At 50.7% G+C, this 24730-nt stretch carries 22 protein-coding genes and 1 pseudogene; 10 read left to right on the top strand and 13 right to left on the bottom strand.

Translation table 11 applies throughout. From position 1 onward, the window contains the following. Window positions 1-3: 3 nt before the first annotated feature. The gene (locus tag BBP27_RS04765) at window positions 4-447 is read right to left on the bottom strand and encodes an RpiB/LacA/LacB family sugar-phosphate isomerase (RefSeq protein ID WP_188211562.1); all 444 of its coding nucleotides are present in this window, start codon (window positions 445-447) and stop codon (window positions 4-6) included. Window positions 448-532: 85 nt separating this feature from the next. Between BBP27_RS04765 and BBP27_RS04760 the strand changes: the two genes are divergently transcribed. From BBP27_RS04760 to cysI, 4 genes are all read left to right on the top strand, one after another. After that, window positions 533-1186: a metallophosphoesterase gene (locus tag BBP27_RS04760; RefSeq protein WP_188211563.1), complete on the top strand. Its 654-nt coding sequence runs from the start codon at window positions 533-535 to the stop codon at window positions 1184-1186. Window positions 1187-1322: 136 nt separating this feature from the next. Beyond that, complete coding sequence (nudB, locus tag BBP27_RS04755; RefSeq protein WP_070849754.1) at window positions 1323-1787, top strand: dihydroneopterin triphosphate diphosphatase; 465 nt, start codon at window positions 1323-1325, stop codon at window positions 1785-1787. Window positions 1788-1871: 84 nt separating this feature from the next. Beyond that, complete coding sequence (locus BBP27_RS04750) at window positions 1872-2405, top strand: inorganic diphosphatase (RefSeq protein ID WP_003678634.1); 534 nt, start codon at window positions 1872-1874, stop codon at window positions 2403-2405. Between the two features lie 169 nt (window positions 2406-2574). Continuing rightward, window positions 2575-4332, top strand: coding sequence for an assimilatory sulfite reductase (NADPH) hemoprotein subunit (gene cysI / locus BBP27_RS04745; protein ID WP_036491464.1), 1758 nt, complete (start codon window positions 2575-2577; stop codon window positions 4330-4332). A 137-nt stretch (window positions 4333-4469) separates the two neighbouring features. On the opposite strand, the gene BBP27_RS04740 is transcribed toward cysI, so the two are convergent. The 6 genes from BBP27_RS04740 to BBP27_RS04715 all read right to left on the bottom strand — a co-directional run bounded on the left by BBP27_RS04740 (window position 4470) and on the right by BBP27_RS04715 (window position 9693). Beyond that, the gene (locus BBP27_RS04740) at window positions 4470-5042 is read right to left on the bottom strand and encodes a hypothetical protein (protein WP_188211564.1); all 573 of its coding nucleotides are present in this window, start codon (window positions 5040-5042) and stop codon (window positions 4470-4472) included. Window positions 5043-5132: 90 nt separating this feature from the next. After that, the gene (locus BBP27_RS04735) at window positions 5133-5639 is read right to left on the bottom strand and encodes a hypothetical protein (RefSeq protein WP_036491470.1); all 507 of its coding nucleotides are present in this window, start codon (window positions 5637-5639) and stop codon (window positions 5133-5135) included. 448 nt (window positions 5640-6087) lie between these two features. Then, window positions 6088-7878 (bottom strand): assimilatory sulfite reductase (NADPH) flavoprotein subunit, encoded by a 1791-nt coding sequence (locus tag BBP27_RS04730; protein ID WP_188211565.1) that lies wholly within the window; start codon window positions 7876-7878, stop codon window positions 6088-6090. 103 nt (window positions 7879-7981) lie between these two features. Then, a complete protein-coding gene (locus BBP27_RS04725; protein ID WP_502887254.1) occupies window positions 7982-8359 on the bottom strand; it encodes a DMT family transporter in 378 nt (125 codons plus the stop codon). A gap of 27 nt (window positions 8360-8386) precedes the next feature. Next, complete coding sequence (locus BBP27_RS04720; RefSeq protein ID WP_036491476.1) at window positions 8387-9256, bottom strand: ABC transporter six-transmembrane domain-containing protein; 870 nt, start codon at window positions 9254-9256, stop codon at window positions 8387-8389. 11 nt (window positions 9257-9267) lie between these two features. Beyond that, window positions 9268-9693, bottom strand: coding sequence for a MarR family winged helix-turn-helix transcriptional regulator (locus BBP27_RS04715; RefSeq protein WP_188211566.1), 426 nt, complete (start codon window positions 9691-9693; stop codon window positions 9268-9270). Window positions 9694-9875: 182 nt separating this feature from the next. Here BBP27_RS04715 and yddG point away from each other — a divergent pair, with 182 nt between their 5' ends. Both yddG and BBP27_RS04705 read left to right on the top strand, forming a co-directional pair. Then, window positions 9876-10787 carry an aromatic amino acid DMT transporter YddG gene (yddG, locus tag BBP27_RS04710; RefSeq protein ID WP_223168907.1) on the top strand — a complete coding sequence of 304 codons (912 nt, stop codon included), beginning with the start codon at window positions 9876-9878 and terminating at the stop codon, window positions 10785-10787. Between the two features lie 101 nt (window positions 10788-10888). Beyond that, window positions 10889-12199 carry a sulfate adenylyltransferase subunit 1 gene (locus tag BBP27_RS04705; RefSeq protein WP_188211568.1) on the top strand — a complete coding sequence of 437 codons (1311 nt, stop codon included), beginning with the start codon at window positions 10889-10891 and terminating at the stop codon, window positions 12197-12199. A gap of 70 nt (window positions 12200-12269) precedes the next feature. Here the strand turns inward: BBP27_RS04705 and glyA are convergent, their stop codons facing one another. After that, a complete protein-coding gene (gene glyA / locus BBP27_RS04700) occupies window positions 12270-13520 on the bottom strand; it encodes a serine hydroxymethyltransferase (RefSeq protein ID WP_070764980.1) in 1251 nt (416 codons plus the stop codon). Between the two features lie 133 nt (window positions 13521-13653). Further along, entirely contained in the window at window positions 13654-14028 is a 375-nt protein-coding gene (locus BBP27_RS04695; RefSeq protein WP_049322337.1) for a hypothetical protein, read from the bottom strand. Between the two features lie 221 nt (window positions 14029-14249). On the opposite strand from BBP27_RS04695, the gene BBP27_RS04690 reads away from it, so the two are divergent. Together BBP27_RS04690 and BBP27_RS04685 are read left to right on the top strand one after the other, a co-directional pair. Continuing rightward, window positions 14250-14468 (top strand): HP1242/YdcH family protein, encoded by a 219-nt coding sequence (locus tag BBP27_RS04690; RefSeq protein WP_036491484.1) that lies wholly within the window; start codon window positions 14250-14252, stop codon window positions 14466-14468. Window positions 14469-14699: 231 nt separating this feature from the next. Further along, window positions 14700-16901: a FepA family TonB-dependent siderophore receptor gene (locus BBP27_RS04685; RefSeq protein WP_188211569.1), complete on the top strand. Its 2202-nt coding sequence runs from the start codon at window positions 14700-14702 to the stop codon at window positions 16899-16901. A 178-nt stretch (window positions 16902-17079) separates the two neighbouring features. Here BBP27_RS04685 and BBP27_RS04680 read toward each other — a convergent pair whose 3' ends face one another. The 4 genes from BBP27_RS04680 to BBP27_RS04665 form a co-directional block, all read right to left on the bottom strand. Beyond that, on the bottom strand, window positions 17080-17742 hold the full coding sequence (locus BBP27_RS04680; protein WP_188211570.1) for an NAD(P)H-dependent oxidoreductase: 663 nt from the start codon (window positions 17740-17742) through the stop codon (window positions 17080-17082). Between the two features lie 235 nt (window positions 17743-17977). Beyond that, complete coding sequence (gene aspA, locus BBP27_RS04675; RefSeq protein WP_070764984.1) at window positions 17978-19375, bottom strand: aspartate ammonia-lyase; 1398 nt, start codon at window positions 19373-19375, stop codon at window positions 17978-17980. Between the two features lie 89 nt (window positions 19376-19464). Further along, a complete protein-coding gene (locus tag BBP27_RS04670; RefSeq protein ID WP_070764985.1) occupies window positions 19465-19665 on the bottom strand; it encodes a hypothetical protein in 201 nt (66 codons plus the stop codon). 191 nt (window positions 19666-19856) lie between these two features. Beyond that, entirely contained in the window at window positions 19857-20003 is a 147-nt protein-coding gene (locus tag BBP27_RS04665; protein WP_049322342.1) for a hypothetical protein, read from the bottom strand. Between the two features lie 300 nt (window positions 20004-20303). On the opposite strand from BBP27_RS04665, the pseudogene BBP27_RS04660 reads away from it, so the two are divergent. Together BBP27_RS04660 and mfd are read left to right on the top strand one after the other, a co-directional pair. Further along, window positions 20304-20995: pseudogene (locus BBP27_RS04660) on the top strand (VIT1/CCC1 transporter family protein). 133 nt (window positions 20996-21128) lie between these two features. After that, window positions 21129-24533, top strand: a complete 3405-nt coding sequence (mfd, locus tag BBP27_RS04655; protein ID WP_188211571.1) for a transcription-repair coupling factor — start codon at window positions 21129-21131, stop codon at window positions 24531-24533. Window positions 24534-24730: the final 197 nt, after the last annotated feature.

The raw sequence follows: 24730 nt of genomic DNA, 5'->3' as shown, positions 1-24730 counted from the left end.
TATTTATTTTTCGCGCTCATACGCTTCGATTTCGCCGACTTTAGGAGCATAGCTGCTGCTTGTGTCGTGGCGCAAATCCAACCAGATATCGACCAATGCCCAAGCGGCCGGGGCGGCGATGACGTTTTGCCCCATACATAAAACCTGCGCGTTATAGTTTTCCACCGATCCGCGGAGGGTGAGTAAATCATGCGCCGTTGCCGCCCGTATGCCGCGCACCTTATTGGCGGCGATTGCCGTGCCCACGCCTGTACCGCAAATCAGCAACGCACGGTCGGCGCGTCCTGCCGCGACTTCTTCGGCCGCGGCAAACGAGAGTTGTGGATAGGTTCCTTCGGGCGAGGATAAATCGACCAAGCTGCTGACGCGCGGGTCGTTTTGCAGATGCGCTTTGAGCGCGTCCTTCAATATTGCGCCGTTGGCCGGCGCGGCAATAACCAAACGCATACGAACTCCTTGAAGCACATAAAAACATTACTCAGCATACGCCCGAGCGTGATACGATTCAAGCCTGCAACGCAGAAAGCACGGTATGAGCAAAATCTACTTCACATCAGACCTACATTTCTCACATAAAAACATCGCCAAATTTTGCCCGCAATTTCGACCGTTCGATAACGTGGAGCAGATGGATGAATTTTTAATTCAGACATGGAATGAAACCGTTACGCCTGAAGATACGGTATACAACTTGGGCGATTTTTCCTTTGCCCACGACCATAAGCAGATAGAGCGCGTTTTGTCGCGTTTAAACGGGCAACATCACTTGATTTACGGCAATCATGATCACGTGATTCGGCAGCATGCCGATTTTTTCCGCAGCCAAACCAAGCATGACGGCCATCCGCTGCTGTCGTCCATACGGCCGTATTTGAAACTCAAATTGCCGGAAATTAAGAATACGCTGATTCTCTTTCACTATCCGATTCGGGAATGGGACGGCTGCTATCAAGGCTGGTATCACTTGTACGGCCATTTGCATGACAGGATGGCGGAAATCAAAGGGCGTGCTTTAAATGTCGGATTTGATTTGCACGGCCGTTTTTTGACGGCAGAAGACATCGATAAGTTTTTGTGTGATTTGCCTAAAATTTCGTATTTTGGCGAAGCAGGATTGAAGGCCAACTCGCCGGAAGAAGCAGCAGAGCTAGTGTCTTGGAAACTGGCGCAGTTAAATCAGGTATAATTTCAGACGGCCTTTGCGGATTTCTAGCAAAGGCCGTCTGAATATCAATTCCCATTTTTGAGTGAGACATGGAAAACCTTTCGGCTTACTTACTACAAAAAATCAGCTTCCCCAATCAATCCGGCAAGGATAAGTCATGAGCGGCAAGCCTTTGAAGTATCCCGTTTCCGCTTTGGTCGTTTTGCATGATGAAGACGGCAATATCCTGCTGATTGAACGCACGGCGCCGCAAGGTTTTTGGCAGTCGGTTACCGGCAGCTTGGAAGAAGGCGAGCGTATTGAAGAAACCGCATGGCGCGAAGTGTGGGAAGAAACCGGTATTCGCCTTGCAGACGGACAGTTGGAAAACTGGCATGACAGCACTGTTTACGAAATATATCATCATTGGCGCCATCGCTATCCCAAAGGCGTTTTTGAAAACCGCGAACACATCTTCTCCGCCCAAATTCCACGCGATACGCCCATCGTCCTGCAACCGGACGAACACGTTGCCTACGGTTGGTTTGGTGCAGAAGAAGCGGCGGAAAAAGTGTTTTCCCCTTCCAATAAACGCGCAATTTTAGAACTGGTCAAAAGGCTGAATGCCAAAAAGGCCGTCTGAATACGACGGTTTCACATTTTCAGACGGCCTTGGGTTTGCTATACTTTCGCCGTTTGACTCTCTTTAAAATCAAAGGAAACCATCATGGCAGACTTCAACAAAATCCTGACCCCGGGCGACGTGGACGGCGGCATCATCAACGTTGTCAACGAAATCCCAGCAGGCAGCAACCACAAAATCGAATGGAACCGCAAACTGGCCGCTTTCCAACTCGACCGCGTTGAACCGGCAATTTTCGCCAAACCGACCAACTACGGCTTCATTCCGCAAACTTTGGACGAAGACGGCGACGAATTGGACGTATTGCTGGTTACCGAGCAGCCTTTGGCAACCGGTATTTTCCTGGAAGCACGCGTTATCGGCGTGATGAAATTCGTTGACGACGGCGAAGTGGACGACAAAATCGTCTGCGTTCCGGCCGACGACCGCAACAACGGCAATGCCTACAAAACTTTGGCCGATTTGCCGCAACAACTGATCAAACAAATCGAGTTCCACTTCAACCACTACAAAGACCTGAAAAAAGCAGGTACCACTAAAGTTGAATCTTGGGGCGATGTGGAAGAAGCGAAACAAGTCATCAAAGAATCTATCGAACGTTGGAACAAACAAGCCTAATCAGTTTGTCCCGTCCAATATCAAGGCCGTCTGAAAGCAAAGTTCAGACGGCCTTTTTATGTTCCAAACCAATATAACAAAATCGTCTTTAAAACAAACAAACCATTCTTTCCCATTTTCAGACGGCCTCATTAAAGTAACGCCTATACCAAAAATAAGGAGTACTTCAATGACTGCTACCACGACCGACCCGCGCGCCAAGCTGCCTGATACACCGCTTTCCGGCAACGAAGCCTTGAAAGAACGCAGCGATTATCTGCACGGCACCATTAAAGAAGAGTTGAAAGACGACTTTACCGGCGGCTTTACCGCCGACAACTTTCAACTTATCCGCTTCCACGGCATGTACGAACAGGACAACCGCGATATCCGTGCCGAGCGTACCGAACAAAAGCTTGAGCCTTTAAAAAATATGATGTTGCGTTGCCGTTTGCCCGGCGGCATCATTACGCCGAAACAGTGGCTGGGTATCGACAAATTTGCCGGTGAAAATACGATTTACGGCTCTATCCGCCTGACCAACCGCCAAACCTTCCAATACCACGGCATTCTGAAAACCGATTTAAAACAGGCACATCAGGCATTACACAAACTGGGTCTGGATTCCATTGCCACAGCCAGCGATGTCAACCGTAATGTGTTGTGCACCAGCAATCCTGTACAAAGCACTTTGCACCAAGAAGCCTATGAATGGGCGGCGCGCATCAGTATGCACCTCCTGCCGCGTACCATGGCATATGCCGATGTATGGTTGGACGGTGAAAAAGTGTTCACGACCGAGCCGACCGAACCGCGCAATAAAGAAATTGCCGATGATGTAGAGCCGATTTTGGGTAAAACCTATCTGCCGCGCAAATTCAAAACCGCCGTTGTGATTCCGCCTGATAATGATGTGGACATTCATTCCAACGATTTGGGTTTTGTAGCGATTGCAGAAAACGGCAAGTTGGTGGGTTTCAATGTATTGGTCGGCGGCGGTTTATCCAGCGAACACGGCAATACCAAAACTTATCCCAATATTTCCTATGAATTCGGTTTCGTTCCGCTGGAATACACCCTCAATGCCGCTGAAGCCGTCGTCAGCACCCAGCGCGACTGGGGTAACCGCAGCGACCGCAAAGCAGCGCGTACACGCTATACGCTGCAACGCGTCGGCGTGGATGTGTTCAAAGAAGAAGTCGAAAGACGCATGGGCATTAAGTTTGAACCCATCCGCCCTTACGAATTCACCCATCGCGGCGACCACATAGGCTGGGTACAAGGGCATGAAGGCAACTGGCATTTGACTTTGTTTATTGAAAACGGCCGCCTGCTCGATTATCCCGGCAGACCTTTGAAAACCGGCGTACGTGAAATTGCCAAAATCCATCCCGGCGACTTCCGTCTGACGGCCAACCAAAATCTGGTGGTTGCCAATGTACCGCCCGAATTGAAAGACACGATTGATAAAATCGCCAAAGATCATGGCCTTATCAGCAAATCGATTACCATCCAGCGTGAAAACTCCATGGCTTGCGTTGCCTTGCCGACTTGCCCGCTGGCGATGGCTGAGGCCGAACGCTTCCTGCCGACATTCTCCGATAAAATCGACGAAATGTTCGCCAAATACGGCTTGGAAGACGAATACATCGTTTTGCGCGTAACCGGTTGTCCGAATGGTTGCGGCCGCGCCATGCTGGCGGAAATCGGTTTGGTCGGCAAAGCCGTCGGCCGCTACAACCTTTACGCAGGCGGCAACCGAGAAGGCACACGCATCCCGCGCCTGTTTAAAGAAAATATTACCGAACCTGAAATCCTTGAAATTGTCGAAGGCTGGGTGGCCGATTGGGCGCAAAACCGACTCGATGATGAAGGTTTCGGCGATTTTGCCGTCCGCACCGGTATCGTCAAACCCGTATTGGACGCACCTCGCGATTTCTGGGCATAACGCATACAGACAGACCCACAAGTCTGCAATAAGAAAATAGAGAAGGGCTAAAGGCCGTCTGAAAAATCAGGATAACTGGTTTTCAGACGGCCTTTTATATTAGGGATGTTTATATGAAAGATAGGATATAAACCGAATCAGCGGCGACGGCCAAAGCCTCGGCCCATGCTGGGGCGGCGGTAGTTGGAAGGCTGACGCGTAGTTTCGCGGTATCGTTGTTGCTGCTGGGCGTTTTGTTGCTGGGCACGCAGGGTGCGTGTATTCAGCTGTTGGCTGGTGCGTCCGTTTGGACGTGCGCTTTGATAATAGTTGGCACGGGCTTGACGGGCAATCGGGCTGTTTTGATTGCGCGCCTGTGTGAATTTATTGGCCAATGCGTTGCCGATAAATGCACCGGCTGCCGTACCCACCAAGCTTTGCAGCAGCCAGCTTCCGGTGGATTGGTCGTAGATGTATTGTTGGCCGTCTGTACCGGTTACCGGTTGGCCGTTGTTACCGTTGGCTTGTGCCTCGGCAGGAATGGTGTCTTTCACGGCTTCAGGCGTGAGCTGGTAAACCGTATTATCTTCTTGTTGGCCTGCTTGTTGTGCCAACTGTTGTTGCAATGCTTCGATTTGTTTTTGTTGCTGCTCAAGTTGCGCCTGGGTATTGTCTTTGCAGGCAGCAAGGGCGAAAGTGGAAAGGGCGGCTAAGGCAATCAGTTTTTTCATTGTTTTTCCTGAGAGAAGTTTGTCTTTGCCGAGATTTCGGCGGAGTGTGTTTGCCTAATATTAAACCATTTCCCTGTTTTTCAAGTGGTTTTACAAAATAATATTGGAAAGTTGCGCGGCAAATGCACGGCTGTTGGCGGCCAGATTGCCCAGTGCAGGCATTTCGTGTTCGGTTTCGATAATCAGCAGGTTGGCAGGGCGGCGGGTGTGCAGGGACATTTGCATTTCAGCGGGAGAGAAGGGCATGTGATGGCGTTTGGCAAAGGCTTCGGCGCGTTTGTTGGCGGTTTTGAGCATGGGCAGCAGGGTAATGTCCAAATGGAAACGGCGTACACCCAAAACCAAAATACGCGCCGCGAAGAAATCTGCTTCATCAGTAAAAACGCTGGGGCTGCTTTGATTGAAATCGTGACGTTCTGCGGCAATCAAAGTCGCGATGGTGCGTACTTGCGGAATTAAGGCTTCGCTGATGAGGCTGTCGGGCGTATCAGGCAAAGTGAGCGTGTTGGGCATGCTGTGGTGGCTGTTGCTGTCAACGACCATGCGGCAGGTGTGTAACATTTGAGTTTGGCTGTGGATTTTAGTTGAAGCGGTCATGGCTGTATTCCTTATTTCTTAAAAATGGATGGATTTAAGCGGCCATGGTGGGTATAAAAAAAGCCGCTCAATTGAGGCGGCTCTGATTTGCGTATTTTCAATTTGGTCTGTTTCAGACAAGCGCAAAAAAGTACCGCACGTTTGTGTGGTACCAATAGAAGAAAGTAGCGGAGCATTGCGCGGTCTGCATGATGAAAATACGTCTTTAATGTAAAAAGTATGGAACGTAGTTTAAAACAAGAAGGCCAGTAATTTCAATATCCAATCGACAAAACCCACCAATAAATCTACAAGTTGTTGTAATCCTTCCAATTTATTTTCTTTCGAGTGGGTCAAATTTGCACAATTATAATGCAAGACAAGATAAATTGATAACAATCCGAGCAAGTTCCTTAAAAAGGCCGTCTGAAATTCAGCTTTCAGACGGCCTTTATTTTTGTTTATTCAATCAATAAACGTCGCGTTGGTAGCGTTTGTCTTCGCGCAGGTCGTTGAGGTAGTCTTCGGCTTCGTCGCGGCTGAGTTTGCCTTGGGTTTCGATGACTTCGATCAGGGCGTTTTCGACATCGCGTGCCATGCGTGCGGCGTCGCCGCAGACGTAGATGTGTGCGCCTTGTTGCAGCCAGTTCCAAACTTCGGCGGCGCGTTCGGCGATTTTGTGTTGGACATAGACTTTGTGTTCACCTTGGCGGCTCCATGCGAGGTCGGCGCGGGTGAGGAGGCCGTCTTTGCGCCAATCGCTCCATTCGAGTTGGTAGAGGAAGTCATCGGCCAGGCGTTGGTTGCCGAAGAAGAGCCAGTTTTTGCCGCTGTCGCCATTGGCGGCGCGTTGTTGCATGAAGGAGCGGAAGGGGGCGACGCCTGTGCCTGCGCCGATCATGATGATGGGGGTGTCGCCGTTTTGTGGCAGGCGGAAGTTGGGGTTGGGTTCGACAAAGACGCGGACTTCGCTGCCTTCTTCGAGGCGTTCGCCCAAGTAGCCGGATGCTGCGCCGGTGTAGGTGTGGTCGTGGTGGTCGAAACGGACGACGCCGATGGTGAGGTGGACTTCTTCGCCGACTTCGTCTTGTGCGGAGGCGATGGAATAGAGGCGCGGGGTTTGTGGGCGGAAGAGGCTGTATAGGGTTTGTGCGTCCAGTGGGTGCGGATAGGCTGCGAATACGCCGACGGGCGGTGTGGCGGCGAGATAGGCATCCAGTTGGGCTTTATCTGCGGCTATGGTTTTGAGTTCTTCGTTGTTTGTTAATTCGGCGTATTGTTGGACGAATGCCGGTGTGTTTTGGGTGATGTCTGCGGATTCAGTCAGGGCGGTGCGGATGTCAGTTTCGCGGCCGTCTGAAAGTTGGACGGTTTCGCTGCCGGTCAGTTGGTTGAGGTCGAGGATTTCTTGAACGAGGCCGGCGGCATTCAGCGGCCATACGCCGAGTGCGTCGCCGGCTTGGTAGCGCAGGTCTGATCCGCTGAGGTCGATTTCGATGTGTTCGACGTCTTTTTCTGCGGTGCGTGAGGTGATTTTTTGGCGCACGGAGAGGGTGGCTGTGTAGGGGTTTTCTTTGGTGTATGCGGTGCCGCTGCTTGGGGTTGCCGGGCTGTGTGCTGCGGTGGTTGTGCTTGGGCTTGCTGCTTGGGTGGTCAATTCGGCTACTTTGGGTACGACGGCGGCTACCCATGCGTCGGCATTTGCTTGGAACTCTAAGTCGCAAATGCCCAAGTCGTTCAGACGGCCTGCACCCAGTTCGGCAAATTTGGCATCAAAGTCTTTGCCTGCTTGGCAGAAGTTGGGATAGGAGGAGTCGCCAAGTCCTAAGACGGCAAAGGTGAGTTTGCTGAGGTCGGGTTTCTTTTTGCCGTAGATGAATTTGTACAGGGGTAGGGCTTCTTCGGGCGGTTCGCCTTCGCCTTGGGTGGAGGTAACCAAAAGGACGATGTCTTCGTCGGGCAGGGTTTTGCTTTTGAAATCGCCTGCGCTGCTGAGGCGGGTTTCTACGCCGGCGGCTTGAAGTTTGGCGTGTAAGGATTCGGCAACGCTGCGTGCGTTGCCGGTTTGGGAGGCGGAAAGGACTAACACGCGGCGGCTGACTGTCGGGGCAGCTGCTTGCAGGATGGTCGGTTCGGCCGCTGCGCCGGATACGCCTTGGCTTTGCGCCCAGCAATAGCCGGAGAGCCAGGCAAGTTGGGTGGGGGATAGGGCGGAGAGTTGGGCGGAGAGTTCGGCAGGCAGTGGATTGGCTTGGCTCATTTTGTTTCCTTTGTTGGGACGGCTATAGCCGATTGTTTGAATAATGAACAGTCGCTACTTTAAACAGGCCGTCTGAAAAAAGGAAAGAATGCTTGGTTTTAATTTAAGATGATTTCGTTATATTCGGAATATAAGAAGGCCGTCTTGGTTTCAGACGGCCTTTGCGGTTTTTTAATGGCTGGAAAGTTTCATGACGATTACGCCTGAAATAATTAAGAATGCGCCGAGCCAGCGGCCGAAGTTGGCGGCATCCTACGCCTACTAAAAATGCGCCTGCCGCGCCTATGCCTGTCCAAACGGCATAGGCCGTCCCCATCGGTATGTTTTTTTGGGCGAGGAATAGAAAAAATCCGCTGCCGACAATGCAGGCCAGGGCGACAGCGATGCCCTGCCAACGGTAGCCTTCTTGTTGTGCCAATTTCAGCCCCAATGGCCAGCCGATTTCCAGCATGCCGGCTAAGATTAAATAAAACCAACTCATAATATGTCCTGATAGTGTGTTAAGGTTTCAGACGGCCTTGGAAAGATTATTTTCTTCCGAGAGTTCAACGCGTTGTCCGATGTCTTTTAAATTGGAGTATTGTTCGACTAAGCGCGGTACATCGTCCAAGCTCATTGCAAACATCCATAAATAAGTGCTGACGGAATAGATATGGCCGGCGCTTCCGTAGCCTTTAAGCGTCATGTGTATAAAGGCAAAGCCGAACAATACGCTCATCGCCATGCCGATACTGAGATAGCCTAAGGCTTCGCGGTTGGAAATCAGCACGCGTAGTTTGGCAACCCAGCCGTAGTGGCGGTAGAGCTGATGCTCGTTGCCGTCGCGGATAAGGTGGTTGTCGCGTTCAAGCCGGTTGTTTAAACGGAAATATAGGTTTTCGCTGATGGCGGCAAAACGCGGCAGCAACCATAAAAACAGGGCAAGTATCGCGACAGCCAATACGCCCACCCAAAATTCCAATATCAGCAACATCATACATGCACCAAAGATGGAGACCAGCGAAGTAGCAGCGATGGGCAGGTGTTCTTCAAAAAAACTGACGAACTCACGCGATAGGGCGACGCGTGCGGTAATGGCGGAATGCGGTACTTCTCGCTTACGCTGTTCCAAGACGACCGGGACGGCTATTTCAGTATAGATCTGGGTAAATGTGCGCGTATCGGCTATCCTGCGGGCGGCACCGATTATCCACATTAATAAAACCACCACACCATACAACATTGCCTGCCAGACTTTGCCTTCCATAACGGCATTAATCGCCCAGCCGCCAAATACGGGATATACCAGCAAGAGCAGATTATCCAAGCCGACGAGAGAGAAGGTTGTGATGAGTTTGCGGCGGTGTGTTTGACCGATGTGTTTCAACATTTTCCACATGGTTGCCCTCCTTATTTAGTACTGAGGGTTTGCGCCATTAATTCGGCCAACGCGTCCAAATCGGCAAACAGTCGGGCTGCACGTTTTTCACCGAAGGCGGTAAAAATTCGTTTGCTGAATTCTTGCATGTTTTGCACCAATGGTGCGGCGGATTTTTTTCCTTGCTCGGTCAACGACAATAAGCGTTCGCGTTTGTCTTGTTCGCTTTCTTGAAATGTCAGCAAGCCTTGTTCCGCCAGCGTTTTGCATGTGCCGGAAACGGTTTGCTTGGGCAGGCTCCATTCTTCGCCTATGTATTTTTGAGTGCGGCTGCCTTCGGTGGCCAAGGTATAGAGAACGGCAAAGGTATTGTAGTTGGTGTTTTGCTGTTTAATCCATTGGTCAAACGCGCTGTCTATGTGGCTGATGCGCATACCAAGTTGGTCGATCTGATTCATAAATTGGTCTCAATATTGACTAATTGGGTGCGGATTATAGTCATGTTTAGGACTAATTGCAAATAGAGGGCCGTCTGAAACAATCATTTTCAGACGGCCTTGAAACCGTTAAAATAATTAATGTAGAAACGATATATTCAAACTACGATAAACCTAATAAAACCATCTTCAACACATACGCCATGATTCATTTCTTATCTCAAAACATCTCCTCCAAACAAGCCACTGCCATTGGGCTGCTTGCCGTTGCTTTGTGGAGCTTTGTCATTTCTCTGATACGCTCTTTGAGCCTGCATATGGGGGCAGTGGGCGGCGCGGCAATGATGTACACCCTGTCCACCGTATTGATTTGGCTGATTTTCGGCCGGCCGCATTTGCGTAATTACAACCGCAGCTATTTGCTTTGGGCGAGCATTTTTTTTGTCGGTTGCGAACTGTGTTTGTCGTTGTCGGTCGGTTTTGCCCAAAATGCCCGACAGACGGTTGAGATCGGCATGGTCAATTATTTGTGGCCGACGTTTACTATTTTAGGCGCGGTCTGTTTCAACGGGCAGCCGGCAAAATGGTGGATAGGCATAGGCTTTGTATTGTCGTTTTTCGGGATTGCCACGGTATTGGGCGGCGACGGCGGATTGTCGCTTTCGGGGATTTATCACAATGTCCGCACCAATCCTGCCGGTTATCTGATGGCATTGGCCGATGCACTTTTTTGGGCGGCATATTGCACGCTGACGGCGCGCGTGAAGGCGGAAAGAAGCAGCGTGGGCTTTTTCTTTATGCTGGTGTCGCTGCTTTTGTGGGCGGAATATTTTATCGGTGGGACACACAGTCTGAATTTTGATGCGGAATCCGTCGGCTATGCACTGGCCGCCGCATCTTGCATGGGTTTGGGCTATGCGGTTTGGAATATCGGTATTTCGCGCGGGAACATGACGGTATTGGCGGGCGCATCTTATTTTATCCCTGTGTTTTCCGCGCTGGTGTCTTCGTTTGTCATCAGTGCGCCGCTGTCTGTACAGTTTTGGCAGGGGGCAGGGATGGTGTGCGCAGGTTCGGTTGTTTGTTGGTTGGCCACGCGCAGAAAATCGATATAACAAAAATATCTTTTTTAACAACCAAACATTCTTTCCCATTTTCAGACGGCCTGTTTAAAGTAGAGTCCAGTTTGAGAAATCACGAGAAATAGGAAAGAACCATGACCGCAACCACCGCCCCGCTTTTGCGCTTCATCACCGCCGGCAGCGTCGATGACGGCAAATCCACCCTCATCGGTCGCCTGCTCTACGACAGCAAAACCTTGCTGACCGACCAACTCGACAAGCTCAACCGCGCCGCCGAAAACGGCGAAACGCCCGACTTTGCCAGCCTGACAGACGGCCTTGCCGCTGAGCGCGAACAAGGCATTACCATTGACGTGGCCTACCGTTATTTTGCCACGCCCAAACGCAAATTCATTATTGCCGACACGCCGGGACACGAGCAATACACGCGCAATATGGTTACAGGTGCATCGACTGCCGATGCCGCCATTATTTTGGTTGATGCCACACGCGTCGATTTTTCCGGCAGCGAACCTGTCCTCCTGCCGCAAACCAAACGGCACAGCGCGATTTTGAAGCTCTTGGGCTGCCCTAACATTATCGTCGCTGTCAACAAACTCGACCTGCTCGACTTCGACGAAACCAAATATCAAGCCATCACCGCAGCCTACCGCAAACTGGCGGAACAAATCGGCCTCCAAGCCCAAATCCACTTCCTGCCCATCAGCGCCTTAAAAGGCGACAATATCGTCAATGCCAGCAGCCAAACCCCGTGGTATCAAGGTTTGCCGCTTTTGCCTTTGCTCGAAAGCCTGCCCGTCAACCGTCAAAATGCCGCCGACCAAGCCGCGCATTTTCCCGTACAGCGTGTGGCGCGCCAAGACGGCAGCAGCAGCGACGACTTCCGCGGCTATCAAGGCAGATTGGAAGCGGGCCGTCTGAAAGTGGGCGATGAAGTCAAAGTCCTGCCCAGCGGCCATGTTGCCAAAGTTGCCGAAATCTACAATGCCAACGGTAAAACCGAATCTGCCGAGGCAGGGGAAGTGTTGACCGTTGTTTTGGATACGGACATCGATATTTCACGCGGCAACAACATTGTTTCAGCCGACAGCGCCATTGTTCCCGAGCAACAATTCCAAGCCGCGCTTTGCTGGTTTGATGATATTCCGCTCAATCTGCGCCGTAAATATTTGCTGAAACACACGACCCAAACCACGCCCGTAAAAATCAGCGAAATTGCCTACGTTTGGGACGTCAATACCCTCAGCCGGGTCGAATCCGCCGAAACGCTCAAGCTCAATGACATCGGCAGCGTCAGCTTCAAAACCCAGCAGCCGCTCGCCGCTGCCGCATACGAAGACAACCATGCTCAAGGCGCGTTTATTTTGATTGACGAAGCCACCAACCATACTGTCGCGGCAGGCATGATACGCAAAGTCAGCGAAACAAACAGTTTTGAAATTTAAAAGAAAAGTTGCAATAAAAAAGGCCGTCTGAAGTTTCAGACGGCCTGTTATTTTATCCAAGGCGAAATGCTTATGCGCCGTAAACCGGATATTTATTGCACAAAGCAGTCACTTGTTCGCGGACTTTGGCAAGGTTGGCTTCGTCTTCAGGGTTGGCCAATACGTCGGCAACCAAGTTCGCCAATACGCGCGCGTCGGCTTCGTTAAAGCCGCGTGTGGTCATGGCGGCGGAGCCGATGCGGATGCCGGAGGTAACGAACGGTTTTTCCGGATCATTCGGGATGGCGTTTTTGTTGACGGTAATGTGTGCTTTGCCCAAAGCGGCTTCGGCGGCTTTGCCGGTGATTTTCATCGGTTGCAGGTCAACGAGGAAAACATGGCTTTCGGTACGGCCAGAAACGATGCGCAAACCGCGTTTAACCAACTCTTCCGCCATTGCTGCGGCATTGATTTTCACTTGTTTTGCGTATTGTTTGAACTCAGGTTGCAACGCTTCTTTAAACGCCACAGCTTTGGCAGCGATGACGTGCATCAACGGGCCGCCTTGCAGGCTTGGGAAGATGGCGGAATTCAACGCTTTTTCGTGGGTATTGTCACGGCACAAAATCACGCCGCCGCGAGGGCCGCGCAGGGTTTTGTGGGTAGTGGTGGTCACAAAGTCGCAGAATGGCACGGGGTTGGGATATTCGCCACCGGCAATCAGGCCGGCATAGTGCGCCATATCGACAAAGAGGTAGGCACCGACTTTATCGGCGATTTCGCGGAATTTCGCCCAGTCGATTTGCAGTGCGTAGGCAGATGCGCCGGCCACAATCATTTTGGGTTTGTGTTCGAGCGCCAAGCGTTCGACTTCGGCATAATCGAGAACTTCGTTTTCATCCAAACCATAAGTAATGGCGTTGTAGAGTTTGCCGGAGATGTTGACGCTGGCGCCGTGGGTCAAATGGCCGCCATGTGCCAGAGACATGCCCAAAATGGTGTCGCCCGGTTTCAAAACAGAAGCATATACGGCTTGGTTGGCTTGCGAGCCGGAGTGTGGTTGGACGTTGACATATTCTGCGCCAAACAACTCTTTAGCGCGGTCAATCGCCAATTGTTCGACAATATCAACGTATTCGCAGCCGCCGTAGTAGCGTTTGCCCGGATAGCCCTCGGCGTATTTGTTGGTCAATTGCGAACCTTGGGCTTCCATTACGGCGCAGCTGACGTAGTTTTCTGAAGCAATCAGCTCGACATGGTCTTGCTGGCGTTGGTCTTCTTGGGCGATGGCGGCTGCCAGATCGGGGTCATATTGTGCGAGGGTAACGCTTTTTGAAAACATGTTCTCGGTTCCTTTGTGTTGGGCTGAAAATAAGGGATGGAGTACTGCGGATTGGTTCAAGATGAACTATTTTTCTTACATTGTCAACAATTTCATCAGGCGTTTGGTTTCAGACGGCCTGGAGCTGAAGGATTCATTTGAAAATATCATCTTGTTTTAAATGAAAATCCATTTTCTCCAAAAGCGCGGCCAAATCGGCTTCGGCTTGGGCGGCTTGAAGATTTTTTGCCAGCTCGGCCATGGCCGCCGCATTTAAACGCTCTTTCTCCAGCCGCAAGGCTTCTTCGCTGAAGATTTTGATATTGTCTGCCGATTCGGCGGCATCTATTTTTTCAAATGGATAAAATGATTCTTCGTGCACGGCCAAACCGTCGGGCAGGGGCGCGGCATGGTTGAAATCGGCATCGTTGACCGGCATCCATGAAGGATGGTTTTCAAGCAGGATAAATTGTCCGTCCATGCCGTTGATATGACGGAATAGGGTGGTTCGGCCATTGTGTAAACGCATAAGCCCGATTGTATGCCCAAGTCGGCAAATCGTCTATAAACCCGTTTCTTTCCATTGGGACGATGGCTGATGGTGATATTATTAATTTTGACATAAAACAGTTTCGGCTTAAAAAAGACTGGATAAAACGCTCGTGTTTGTTATAATGAAGCTAAAGATTAATTCGTCCTAGTTTTTGGCAGCAGTACTTTTTTATTTAATTAACAAGAGAGGAAAACAAAATGTTTCCAGAATATCGCGATCTGATTTCTAAACTGAAACAAGAGGATGCACACTTTGCCCGTTTGTTTGAGGAGCATAACGAGCTGGACGATAAAATTACCGGTTTGGTGAATAACGTGGTAACCAGCGGCTCCGAAGAAATCGAGGAGCTGAAAAAAGCCAAACTCAAACTCAAAGACGAATTGTATGCCCTTTTGCAAAAAGCAGCAGGCAAATAATTAAAATTTGAATAAGGCCGTCTGACCGGTATGATGGAAATCTCAGATTCCCTTTCATGCCGGTTCAGACGGCCTTTTTAATTATTAGGCATTTGGTTATTTTTATTGGCTTAATTTAACGAATAATTGTAAATCACTCTTAATTGCATTGAAAACTCTGTTAAGTTTATTTAAAATCCCGAATAATTTTTATTTTGATTTTAATAAACAAAGTTAAAGAGAAACGATGCAATGAAAACATTCACACTCGCCATTTTGCCTTTGGCATTAATCAGCGCATTCTCTCACGCTGCTGAAGAGAAAGCTGCCGAACAGGCTGAAGTCGATACCGTTTACGTTACTGCCGAGAAGCAACTGCAACAGTCGCTGGGCGTATCTCGTATTTCAAAAGACGACATCGACAAGCGTCCGGCCGTCAACGATATTTCCGAATTTGTCCGTACCATGCCGGGCGTCAACCTGACCGGCAATACAGCGACGGGTCAGCGTGGCAACAAACGCCAAATCGACCTGCGCGGTATGGGTCCTGAAAACACATTGATTCTGATTGACGGCAAGCCTGTAAACTCGCGCCAATCCGAGCGTATCAGTATGCGCGGTGAACGCAATACGCGCGGCGACAGCAACTGGGTGCCGGTTGAAGAAATTGAATCCATCACCGTTTTGCGCGGTCCGGCGGCAACGCGTTACGGCTCCGGCGCGATGGGCGGCGTGGTCAATATCGTTACCAAAAAAGTGTCTAAGGAATTTAAAGGTCAGGTCAATCTTTACGCCAATCAACCGCAAGACAGCAAAGAAGGCGCAACCCGCCGTATCGGCTTCAATTTGAGCGGTCCGATTATTCAAGATACTTTGGGCTTCCGCATTTACGGCAACCTGAATAAAACGGATGCAGATGCGGCCGATATCAATGCAGGACACGGCAACGACAGCGCGGCTGGTGTCGAAGGCGTACGCAATAAAGACATTGCAGGCCGTCTGCAATGGAAAATCAGCCCTGCGCAAACATTGATTTTAGACAGCAGCTACAGCCGTCAGGGCAATATCTACAACGGCGATACGCAAAACAGCAATCCACGTTCCGCTTTGGTTAATTCTTTAGCTGACGGCAAAGCCGAAACTGCCCGTTTATATCGTTCCGCTTATTCTTTAACGCATGACGGCGCATGGGAATGGGGCGATACCAAAAACGTGATCAGTTATGAGCGTACAGTCAACAGCCACTTGCCGGAAGGTTTGGCCGGCGGTCCCGAAGGCAGCTATACAGGCTTGGATTTTGTTCAAAGCCGTCTGAAAAACCTGCGTTTCAGCAGCGAAGCGAATATTCCGTTTAAACTCGGTGTTGATAATGTGTTGACGGTCGGCGCAGAATTTACGGACAGTAAGTTGGATGATCCTGCTTCCAATAGTCAGGGATTTAAAGACCAAGGTAAAACTGATGTGTTTGACGGTATTTCAGCGGTACGCGGCGGTAAGGCATCGCAACGTAACTGGGCAGCTTACGTTGAAGACAATATTTCGTTGACCGACAAAACCCATCTGATTCCGGCCATCCGTTTCGACCACAACAGTGACAGCGGCAGCAACTGGAGTCCGGCGTTGAACTTCTCGCATCAAATCGGCGAAAACTGGTTGGTCAAAGGCGGTATTGCCCGTGCGTATAAAGCGCCAAATCTGTATCAAACCAATCCTGACTTTATCCTGTACACGCGCGGTCAAGGTTGTCCGATTGATGCGCCGGGCAGTGTCCGTTGCTACTACATGGGTAATAATAATTTGAAACCCGAAACCAGTATCAATAAAGAGATTGGCCTTGAGTTCAATAAAAACGGCTGGCAGGCTTCTGCGACCTATTTCCACAACGCGTACCGCAACAAAATCGTGATTGGTGAAAATATCATTGCCACCAGCAATATCGGCAACTGGCTTTTGCAATGGGAAAATACGCCGAAAGCGACTATTTCGGGTATCGAAGGCAACTTGGTGATTCCGTTGCATGACACACTCAAATGGAGCAACAATTTCACTTACATGCACAAATCCGAAGATTATCAAGGCAATCCATTGTCTTTGGTACCGAAACACACCATCAACAGCACGCTGTCTTGGACACCAAACGAACGTTTTGATGCCAACCTTACCTTTACCCACTACGGCCGTACCAAACCGCGTGGCGTGGCGATTAATAGACTGGAACGAGACGGTAATCCTCGTGCAGGGGTTACTCCTTTGACTTCCAAACATAACCAAACCCAAGTCGGCTCTTACGGTATTTGGGGCATCAATGCCGGCTACAACTGGAACAAACGCGTGGCCGTCCGTGGCGGTGTCAGCAACCTGTTCAATAAAAAACTGTACCGCACAACTGCCGGCGCACAAACATACAACGAACATGGCCGTGCCTTCTACGGCAGTTTGAAAGTATCGTTTTAAGCAGTAGCGTATTAAACAAGGCCGTCTGAAACGGTGTGAGATGAAATCTAGGATTTCTGACACATGGTTTCAGACGGCCTTTTTATTTGGATTTGTAGCAGTCTTTGTTGTTACGGAATTTGCTTCTCTTTTAGAAAAATAAAAGGGCGGCATGGGCCGCCCTGAAAATCCAAACCGCTTATTCAACCCAAGTTACCATTTCTTCAATTGGTTTGCGTGCTTTTTTGGTAATTTCTTTGGCGCGATAGCCGAATGTTGCCGCTACGGACACGCCCCATTCGTTGGCATCAAACAGGCCTTCTGCCGCCAATACTTCATTCATTTTGTCGTAGTTGAAGCCTTCGATTGGGCAGGAATCGATGCCGATGGCGGCTGCGCCAGTGAGCATATTGGCCAAAGCAATATAGGTTTGCTTGCCGCTCCAGTCAAAGAGCGCGCGTTGGTCGTCGGCAATTTTTATGTCGGTTTCCTGAAAACTTTTATATTTTGCCAACGCTTTTTCCAGCTGTTTGCCTTGCAAGCCCCTTCGTTCGGCAACGCTGCGGAAGAACGGGGTATCGTAACGGGCATTTTTCTTGGCAAGGATAATGACCAGATGGCTGCAGTCGTCCAGTTGCGATTGCATACCCCAGCTGAAAGGTTTGAGCTTTTCTCTCAATGCTTTGTTTTGGATAACCAAAAATTTCCATGGCTCGGAGCCGACGGAGCTGGGCGAGAGGCGGGCAAATTCTAAAATCGCTGCAAAATCTTCTTGGCTGATTTTTTTTTCGGGATCGTAATAACGGGTGGAGCAGCGATTTTCGAATACTTGCAGCATTTGTTCGCGTGTAATTTTACTCATTGGTTTTTCCTAATAAATGAAGATGTTATTTTGACCGTTTTGCCGAATCCGGTTTGCGTGAATTGGAGAAGGAAACAGGATAGGGCAGCACCATGTTAAATCAAACCCTGCGGTTAGGCTATCTTTTAATTTTGAATTTCACAGAAAAAATCGATTAGGTATCAATATGAATGTGAAAAGGCCGTCTGAAATTTTAAAAGTAAAGTTTCAGACGGCCTTTGATTTTAAACCCTGATTACAGATGCGGATTCATCAGGTTTTCTGGGGAGAGGATGCGGTTGAGCTCTTCTTCGCTCAACAGGCCTCGCTCCAGTACGACTTCGCGCACGCCTTTGCCGGTTTGGGCGCAGATTTTGCCGACCAAATCGCCGTTGTGGTGGCCGATGTATGGGTTCAGGTAAGTAACCAAACCGATGGAGTTGAAAACATAGCGTTCGCAGATTTCGCGGTTGACCGTAATGCCTTTGACGCATTTTTCGGACAAGTTGACCGCGGCATTGCCCAAGAGGGAAATGGTTTCAAACATACATTGGGCGATGACCGGTTCCATAACGTTCAGCTGCAACTGACCTGCTTCGGCTGCGAAAGTGATGGTGGTGTCGTTGCCGATGACTTTGAAGCAGACTTGGTTGACGACTTCGGGAATCACGGGATTAACTTTGGCAGGCATGATGGAAGAACCGGCTTGCAATTCAGGCAGGTTGATTTCTTTCAAACCGGCGCGCGGGCCGGAAGAGAGCAGGCGTAAGTCGTTACAGATTTTGGACAGTTTGACGGCTGTGCGTTTCAATGCGCCGTGTACCATCACATATGCGCCGCAGTCGGAGGTCGCTTCGATCAGGTTTTCAGTCAGTTTGCAAGGCAGGCCGCTGACTTCGGAGAGTTTCTCAACGACTAAAGCCGCATAGCCTTTGGGTGTATTCACGCCTGTGCCGATGGCGGTGGCGCCGAGGTTGACTTCAAGCAGCAGGGAGCGGGTGCGGTCAAGGTTGAGGATTTCTTCTTCCAACAACACTTGGAACGATTGAAATTCTTGTCCGGCCGTCATCGGCACGGCGTCTTGAAGCTGGGTGCGGCCCATTTTCAAAACGTCTTTAAACTCTTCGGCTTTGGCGGCAAAGGCGTTTTTCAGGATAGCCAGTTTGTCGAGCAATTCGCCGATGCTGTAATACACGGCAAGGCGGAAGCCGGTAGGATAGGCGTCGTTGGTAGATTGGCTGGCGTTGACATGGTCCATTGGATTGACGATGTCGTAGCGGCCTTTTTCGTATCCCAACACTTCCAGTGCAAGGTTGGCAATGACTTCGTTTGTGTTCATATTGACCGAAGTACCCGCGCCGCCTTGATAAACGTCGGATGGGAATTGGTCGAGGCAGCGGCCTTTGATCAATACTTCGTCGCAGGCTTTTTCGATGGCGGCCGCGATTTCCGGCTTGATGGCACCCAATGCGCCATTGGCTTGCGCAGTGGCTTTTTTAACCATGACCATGCTGCGGACAAATTGCGGTACGTCGGAAATTTTTTGCGTGGAAATTTTAAAGTTTTCAATGGCGCGCAGCGTGTGGATACCCCAATAAACATCAGCGGGAATTTCGCGGTCGCCCAATAAATCATGTTCGATTCGTACAGTCATTTCTCTTACCTTCTCGTATAGTTGTGTTGGTGTGCGTTATGCGTTTGGAACATTAGCCCAGTTCGGCAAGATTGTCCAGTCGGTAAGGCTTAATCGTCAGGGTGAAAACGTGCCGCTTCGCGTTCCTTAGCAACCGTATCTTTATCTTTCAGCTTCGCGCCCAGGCCCAACATTTTTTCATATTCGGATTGCGGCGTACCATCCTCTTCCATGCCGAATGCGCTGGCATTGACCCAAAGGGAAAGCAGGGAAACAATGAAGGCGAAAAAACCAACGATATACCAAAACATTTTTTTCTTCCTTGTGTGTCTGCGTGTGCAGATTGTTGTGGTTTGTAAAGATATGAATGTAGCACAAACACGGCAAGGTTTAAATTCCCTTACTTCGTCCTTTCATTCATTTACCTGTTATTGTTTAGAAAAGAAAAGGCCGTCTGAAAAGTAAGACTTTTCAGACGGCCTTGGGGGCTTTGTCGGGAAGATTAGCCGCCGCATGCGCCGCAGCAACCGCCTTCGCCATGGCCGCCGCGTTTTTCTTCGTTGTTGACAACGGGCAGTTCGGTTTCTTCGGTTTGCTCTTTTTTATCTTCAGGCAAATCGTTTACTTTGATTTTGTTTTCTTCAGCCATGATATATCCTTTCAATGGATTAGGGAGTGGAAAGATTCATAAAGATAGCATCTTTAAAGCGATAAACCAAGTAGTGCAAAACGGTCTTGTGATAATGCCATGACTTGGAACAATAAATTTGATTGCAAAAGCGTGAAGGCCGTCTGAAGGAATCTTTAGGATGTGTGTCAGTTTCTATGGTTTGGAATGATGGCCGTAAGATTTGTGAATGTTTGGGTTTCAGGGTTGAACTGACATGGATTTCAAAAAACAATACAATGTTATTCATCATCTGGACACCGCCAATTGATCGGAGCATATATGTATTCACACCACAGCGAACGCCATTTCAGCAACCGCAACAACTGGCTTCGGGCAAGCGTATTAGGGGCCAATGACGGGCTGATTTCCACTGCCTCGCTGTTGACGGGCGTAGCCGCCGCCGTGCCCGATTTCCAAACCCTGCTATTGACCGGTGTTTCGGCGCTGATCGGGGCGCGGTGTCGATGGCGGCGGGGGAGTACGTTTCCGTATCCAGCCAATCGGATACGGAAAAAGCCGATTTGCACAAAGAACGCCACGAATTGGCAAACAATCCTGACGCAGAGTTGGAGGAGCTGATTGAAATTTACCGCCGCCGCGGTTTGTCTGACGCGCTTGCCGCCGAAGTCGCGCAAGCCTTGATGGAACACGATGCACTCGCCGCCCACGCGCGCGACGAAATCGGCATTACCGAAACCTCGGCAGCCCGTCCCATGCAGGCCGCGCTGGCTTCTGCCGCTTCATTTTGTGCCGGCGCGATTTTGCCTTTACTGGTCGCGTTGACAGCTTCTAGTGCTATTGTCCCTGCATTGGCCGTCTCCACTTTGTTCGGCCTAGCATTACTGGGTTATGTCTCCGCCAAACTGGGCGGCGCGCCTGTTGTTCCTGCCGTTTTGCGCGTGTGCCTTTGGGGCGTGGCAGCATTGGTGATAACCGGGTTTATTGGAAAATTGGCCGGCGTGGCGGTTTAAATGTAAGGCCTTGTATTCTTTTAAACCTGTATCCAGTAAAATTGAAAATTAATTTGCTCACTAAAGGCCGTCTGAAAAATTTTCAGACGGCCTGCGGTGCTTGTATTGACTTATTGCACACTGTTTTTTTGTCATGACCTATCCGATTCCCAAACTCCGTGAAAAATCCCGTTGGCTCAATCTTTCGCAAGGCTCGCTGCCTTTGGCTTTGGCGCGTTATCTGCCGCATAAGCAGCTCAAGGTTGTCTTGACCCAGGATGCGGAACAGGCGCTACGTCTTCAGACGGCCTGGCTGTTTTTCCGTCCGCATGATACGGCGGTGTTCCTGCCGGACTGGGAAACGCTGCCTTACGAGCGTTTTTCGCCTCATCAGGATTTGGTATCGGAGCGCTTGTCGGCGTTGTGGCAGATTAATAGCGGCGCGGCGGACGTGTTGTTTGTGCCGGTTGCCACGGCGATGCAGAAGCTGCCGCCCGTGCCGTTTTTGATGGGGCGCACGTTTTGGCTGAAAACGGGGCAGACTTTGGATATAGGCCGTCTGAAAACCGATTTGGTAGATGCGGGCTACAACCATGTTTCCCATGTTGTCGCGGCGGGCGAATTTGCCGTGCGCGGCGGTATTGTCGATTTGTTCCCGATGGGCAGCGAGATGCCGTACCGCATCGATTTGTTCGACGATGAAATCGACAGCATCAAAACCTTTGACACCGAAACGCAGCGCACCATTTCCCCCGTTTCCGAAATCCGCCTGCTGCCGGCGCACGAGTTCCCCACCGACAGCGAGGCGCAAAAAATCTTCCGCAGCCGCTTCCGTGAGGAAGTCGATGGCAATCCGAACGATGCCGCCGTGTACAAAGCCGTCAGCAACGGCCACTTCGGCGCGGGCGTGGAATATTACCTGCCGCTGTTTTTTGAAAACGAGCTGGAAACGCTGTTTGACTATATCGGAGAAGATGCGCTATTTGTCTCTTTGGGCGACGTTCACGCCGAGGCAAACCGTTTTTGGAGCGACGTCAAATCGCGTTACGCCATGGCGCAGGGCGACGAAACCTATCCGCCTTTGCTTCCACAGCATTTGTATCTCTCTGCCGATGTATTCGCAGGCCGTCTGAAAAACTACGGACAAGTGCTGCCCGATGTTTCCAGCAAAGAACACACCTTGCCCGATCTTGCCGTCAACCGCCAGTCCGACGAGCCGTTGCAGGCATTGAAGGATTTTCAGACGGCCTTTGATGGGCGGATTTTGCTGTGCGCTGAAAGTTTGGGACGACGCGAAACCATGCTCGGCTTCTTGCAGCAAAACGGTTTGAAAGCCAAACCTGTGTCCGACTGGCAGGGCTTTTTATCGGCGCACGAGCCGCTGATGATTACGGTCGCGCCGTTGGCATACGGGTTTAAATTAGAAGATCAAAACATCGCCGTCATCACCGAATCCGAGCTCTACCAATACGTCGCCCGTTCGCGCAAACATCATCGCAAGAAACACGCCGCCGTTTCAGACGGCCTGTTGCGCGACCTTGCCGAAATCAACATCGGCGACCCCGTCGTTCACGAAGAACACGGCATCGGCCGGTATATGGGCTTGGTAACGATGGATTTGGGCGGCGAAACCAACGAAATGATGTTGCTCGAATACGCGGGCGAAGCGCAGCTTTATGTGCCTGTTTCGCAACTGCATTTAATCAGCCGCTACTCCGGCCAGGCGCATGAAAACGTCACCTTGCACAAGCTCGGCAGCGGCGCGTGGAACAAAGCGAAGCGCAAAGCCGCCGAAAAAGCGCGCGACACCGCCGCCGAATTGCTCAACCTCTACGCCCAACGTGCCGCCCAATCGGGACACAAGTTTGAAATCAACGAGTTGGACTATCAGGCGTTTGCCGACGGCTTCGGCTACGAAGAAACCGAAGATCAGGCCGCCGCCATCGCCGCCGTGATTAAAGATTTGACGCAGGCGAAGCCGATGGACCGCCTTGTGTGCGGCGATGTCGGCTTCGGCAAAACCGAAGTCGCCCTGCGCGCCGCGTTTGTGGCGGTAATGGGCGGCAAACAGGTCGCCGTACTCGCCCCGACCACGCTTCTGGTCGAGCAGCACGCGCAAAATTTCGCCGACCGCTTCGCCGATTTTCCCGTGAAAGTCGCCAGCCTTTCGCGTTTCAACAACAGCAAAGCCACCAAAGCCGCACTGGAAGGCATGGCGGACGGCACAGTCGATATCGTTATCGGTACGCACAAATTGGTGCAGGACGATATAAAATTCAAAAACTTAGGTTTAGTGATTATTGATGAAGAACACCGCTTCGGCGTGCGTCAGAAAGAGCAACTCAAACGCCTGCGCGCCAATGTCGATATCCTCACCATGACCGCCACGCCGATTCCACGCACTCTCAGCATGGCGCTTGAAGGCCTGCGCGACTTCTCGCTGATTACTACCGCACCGAGCCGCCGCCTCGCCGTCAAAACCTTTGTTAAACCCTTCAGCGAAGGCAGCGTGCGCGAAGCCGTATTGCGCGAACTCAAACGCGGCGGGCAGGTATTTTTCCTGCACAATGAAGTGGATACCATCGAAAATATGCGCGAGCGGCTAGAAACCCTATTGCCCGAAGCCCGCATCGGCGTGGCGCACGGACAACTGCGCGAGCGCGAGCTGGAACAAGTCATGCGCGACTTTTTGCAACAAAGATTCAACGTGTTGCTCTGTTCCACCATCATCGAAACCGGCATCGACATCCCCAACGCCAACACCATCATCATCAACCGCGCCGACAAATTCGGACTGGCGCAACTGCACCAACTTCGTGGGCGCGTTGGTCGCAGCCACCACCAAGCCTACGCCTACCTGCTTACGCCTGAATACATCACCAAAGACGCAGAAAAACGCCTCGATGCCATCGCGGCGGCAGACGAACTCGGCGCAGGTTTCACCCTCGCCATGCAGGATTTGGAAATCCGCGGCGCAGGCGAAATCCTCGGCGAAGGACAATCCGGCGAAATGATACAGGTCGGCTTCACGCTCTACACCGAAATGCTCAAACAAGCCGTGCGAGACCTCAAAAAAGGCCGCCAGCCCGACCTCGACGCGCCATTGGGCATTACCACAGAAATCAAACTGCACAGCCCGGCATTACTGCCTGAAGACTACTGCCCCGACATTCACGAGCGCCTCGTCCTCTACAAACGCCTCGCCGTCTGCGAAACCATTCAGCAAATCAACGCCATACACGAAGAACTCGTCGACCGCTTCGGCCTGCCCAAACAACCCGTCAAAACCCTCATTGAAAGCCACCACCTGCGGCTTGCAGCAAAAGAATTGGGTATAGACGCCATTGATGCGACCAGCGAAGCGGTAACGGTAACCTTTGGCAAAAACAATAATGTCGATCCAACCGAAATCATCCTGCTGATTCAGACAGATAAAAAATACCGGTTGGCCGGGGCGGATAAGTTGAAGTTTACGGCTCAGATGGAGGATGTGGGGACGCGGATTAAGACGGTGAAGAGTGTGTTGAAGACTTTGAAAGAAAGAGTGATAGCAAATTAGGGGCTAGTGAAAAGAGGTCGTCTGAAATTTTGCAGACGACCTGCAATACCATTTATACAGAAAACAGAATATCATTGGTGATGTCTAGAACAAGTTTAGCCTGTATAAGTATAGTATGCACCATGAAGTATACATATAGTTTAAAAATTTCACACAACTATTTTTTTAGCAATCTATACTACCAAATTGTCAATCAA

Origin of the sequence: Neisseria sp. RH3002v2g, from assembly GCF_014596425.2 — a bacterium.
GTDB lineage: Bacteria > Pseudomonadota > Gammaproteobacteria > Burkholderiales > Neisseriaceae > Neisseria.
Note: the sequence above shows the minus strand (reverse complement) of the source record. Positions and strands in the feature narration are given on the sequence as shown.

Bases quoted from the DNA above. Each gene is read 5' to 3' on its own strand.
- BBP27_RS04695 (WP_049322337.1), bottom strand. From the start codon at position 14,028: ATGCGTTTACACAATGGCCGAACCACCCTATTCCGTCATATCAACGGC.
- BBP27_RS04680 (WP_188211570.1), bottom strand. From the start codon at position 17,742: ATGAGTAAAATTACACGCGAACAAATGCTGCAAGTATTCGAAAATCGC.
- BBP27_RS04670 (WP_070764985.1), bottom strand. From the start codon at position 19,665: ATGTTTTGGTATATCGTTGGTTTTTTCGCCTTCATTGTTTCCCTGCTT.
- cysI (WP_036491464.1), top strand. From the start codon at position 2,575: ATGACTGCTACCACGACCGACCCGCGCGCCAAGCTGCCTGATACACCG.
- BBP27_RS04715 (WP_188211566.1), bottom strand. From the start codon at position 9,693: ATGAATCAGATCGACCAACTTGGTATGCGCATCAGCCACATAGACAGC.
- BBP27_RS04735 (WP_036491470.1), bottom strand. From the start codon at position 5,639: ATGACCGCTTCAACTAAAATCCACAGCCAAACTCAAATGTTACACACC.
- nudB (WP_070849754.1), top strand. From the start codon at position 1,323: ATGAGCGGCAAGCCTTTGAAGTATCCCGTTTCCGCTTTGGTCGTTTTG.
- mfd (WP_188211571.1), top strand. From the start codon at position 21,129: ATGACCTATCCGATTCCCAAACTCCGTGAAAAATCCCGTTGGCTCAAT.
- BBP27_RS04665 (WP_049322342.1), bottom strand. From the start codon at position 20,003: ATGGCTGAAGAAAACAAAATCAAAGTAAACGATTTGCCTGAAGATAAA.
- aspA (WP_070764984.1), bottom strand. From the start codon at position 19,375: ATGACTGTACGAATCGAACATGATTTATTGGGCGACCGCGAAATTCCC.
- BBP27_RS04705 (WP_188211568.1), top strand. From the start codon at position 10,889: ATGACCGCAACCACCGCCCCGCTTTTGCGCTTCATCACCGCCGGCAGC.
- BBP27_RS04765 (WP_188211562.1), bottom strand. From the start codon at position 447: ATGCGTTTGGTTATTGCCGCGCCGGCCAACGGCGCAATATTGAAGGAC.
- BBP27_RS04760 (WP_188211563.1), top strand. From the start codon at position 533: ATGAGCAAAATCTACTTCACATCAGACCTACATTTCTCACATAAAAAC.
- BBP27_RS04750 (WP_003678634.1), top strand. From the start codon at position 1,872: ATGGCAGACTTCAACAAAATCCTGACCCCGGGCGACGTGGACGGCGGC.
- glyA (WP_070764980.1), bottom strand. From the start codon at position 13,520: ATGTTTTCAAAAAGCGTTACCCTCGCACAATATGACCCCGATCTGGCA.
- BBP27_RS04740 (WP_188211564.1), bottom strand. From the start codon at position 5,042: ATGAAAAAACTGATTGCCTTAGCCGCCCTTTCCACTTTCGCCCTTGCT.
- BBP27_RS04690 (WP_036491484.1), top strand. From the start codon at position 14,250: ATGTTTCCAGAATATCGCGATCTGATTTCTAAACTGAAACAAGAGGAT.
- BBP27_RS04685 (WP_188211569.1), top strand. From the start codon at position 14,700: ATGAAAACATTCACACTCGCCATTTTGCCTTTGGCATTAATCAGCGCA.
- BBP27_RS04720 (WP_036491476.1), bottom strand. From the start codon at position 9,256: ATGTGGAAAATGTTGAAACACATCGGTCAAACACACCGCCGCAAACTC.
- BBP27_RS04725 (WP_502887254.1), bottom strand. From the start codon at position 8,359: ATGAGTTGGTTTTATTTAATCTTAGCCGGCATGCTGGAAATCGGCTGG.
- yddG (WP_223168907.1), top strand. From the start codon at position 9,876: ATGATTCATTTCTTATCTCAAAACATCTCCTCCAAACAAGCCACTGCC.
- BBP27_RS04730 (WP_188211565.1), bottom strand. From the start codon at position 7,878: ATGAGCCAAGCCAATCCACTGCCTGCCGAACTCTCCGCCCAACTCTCC.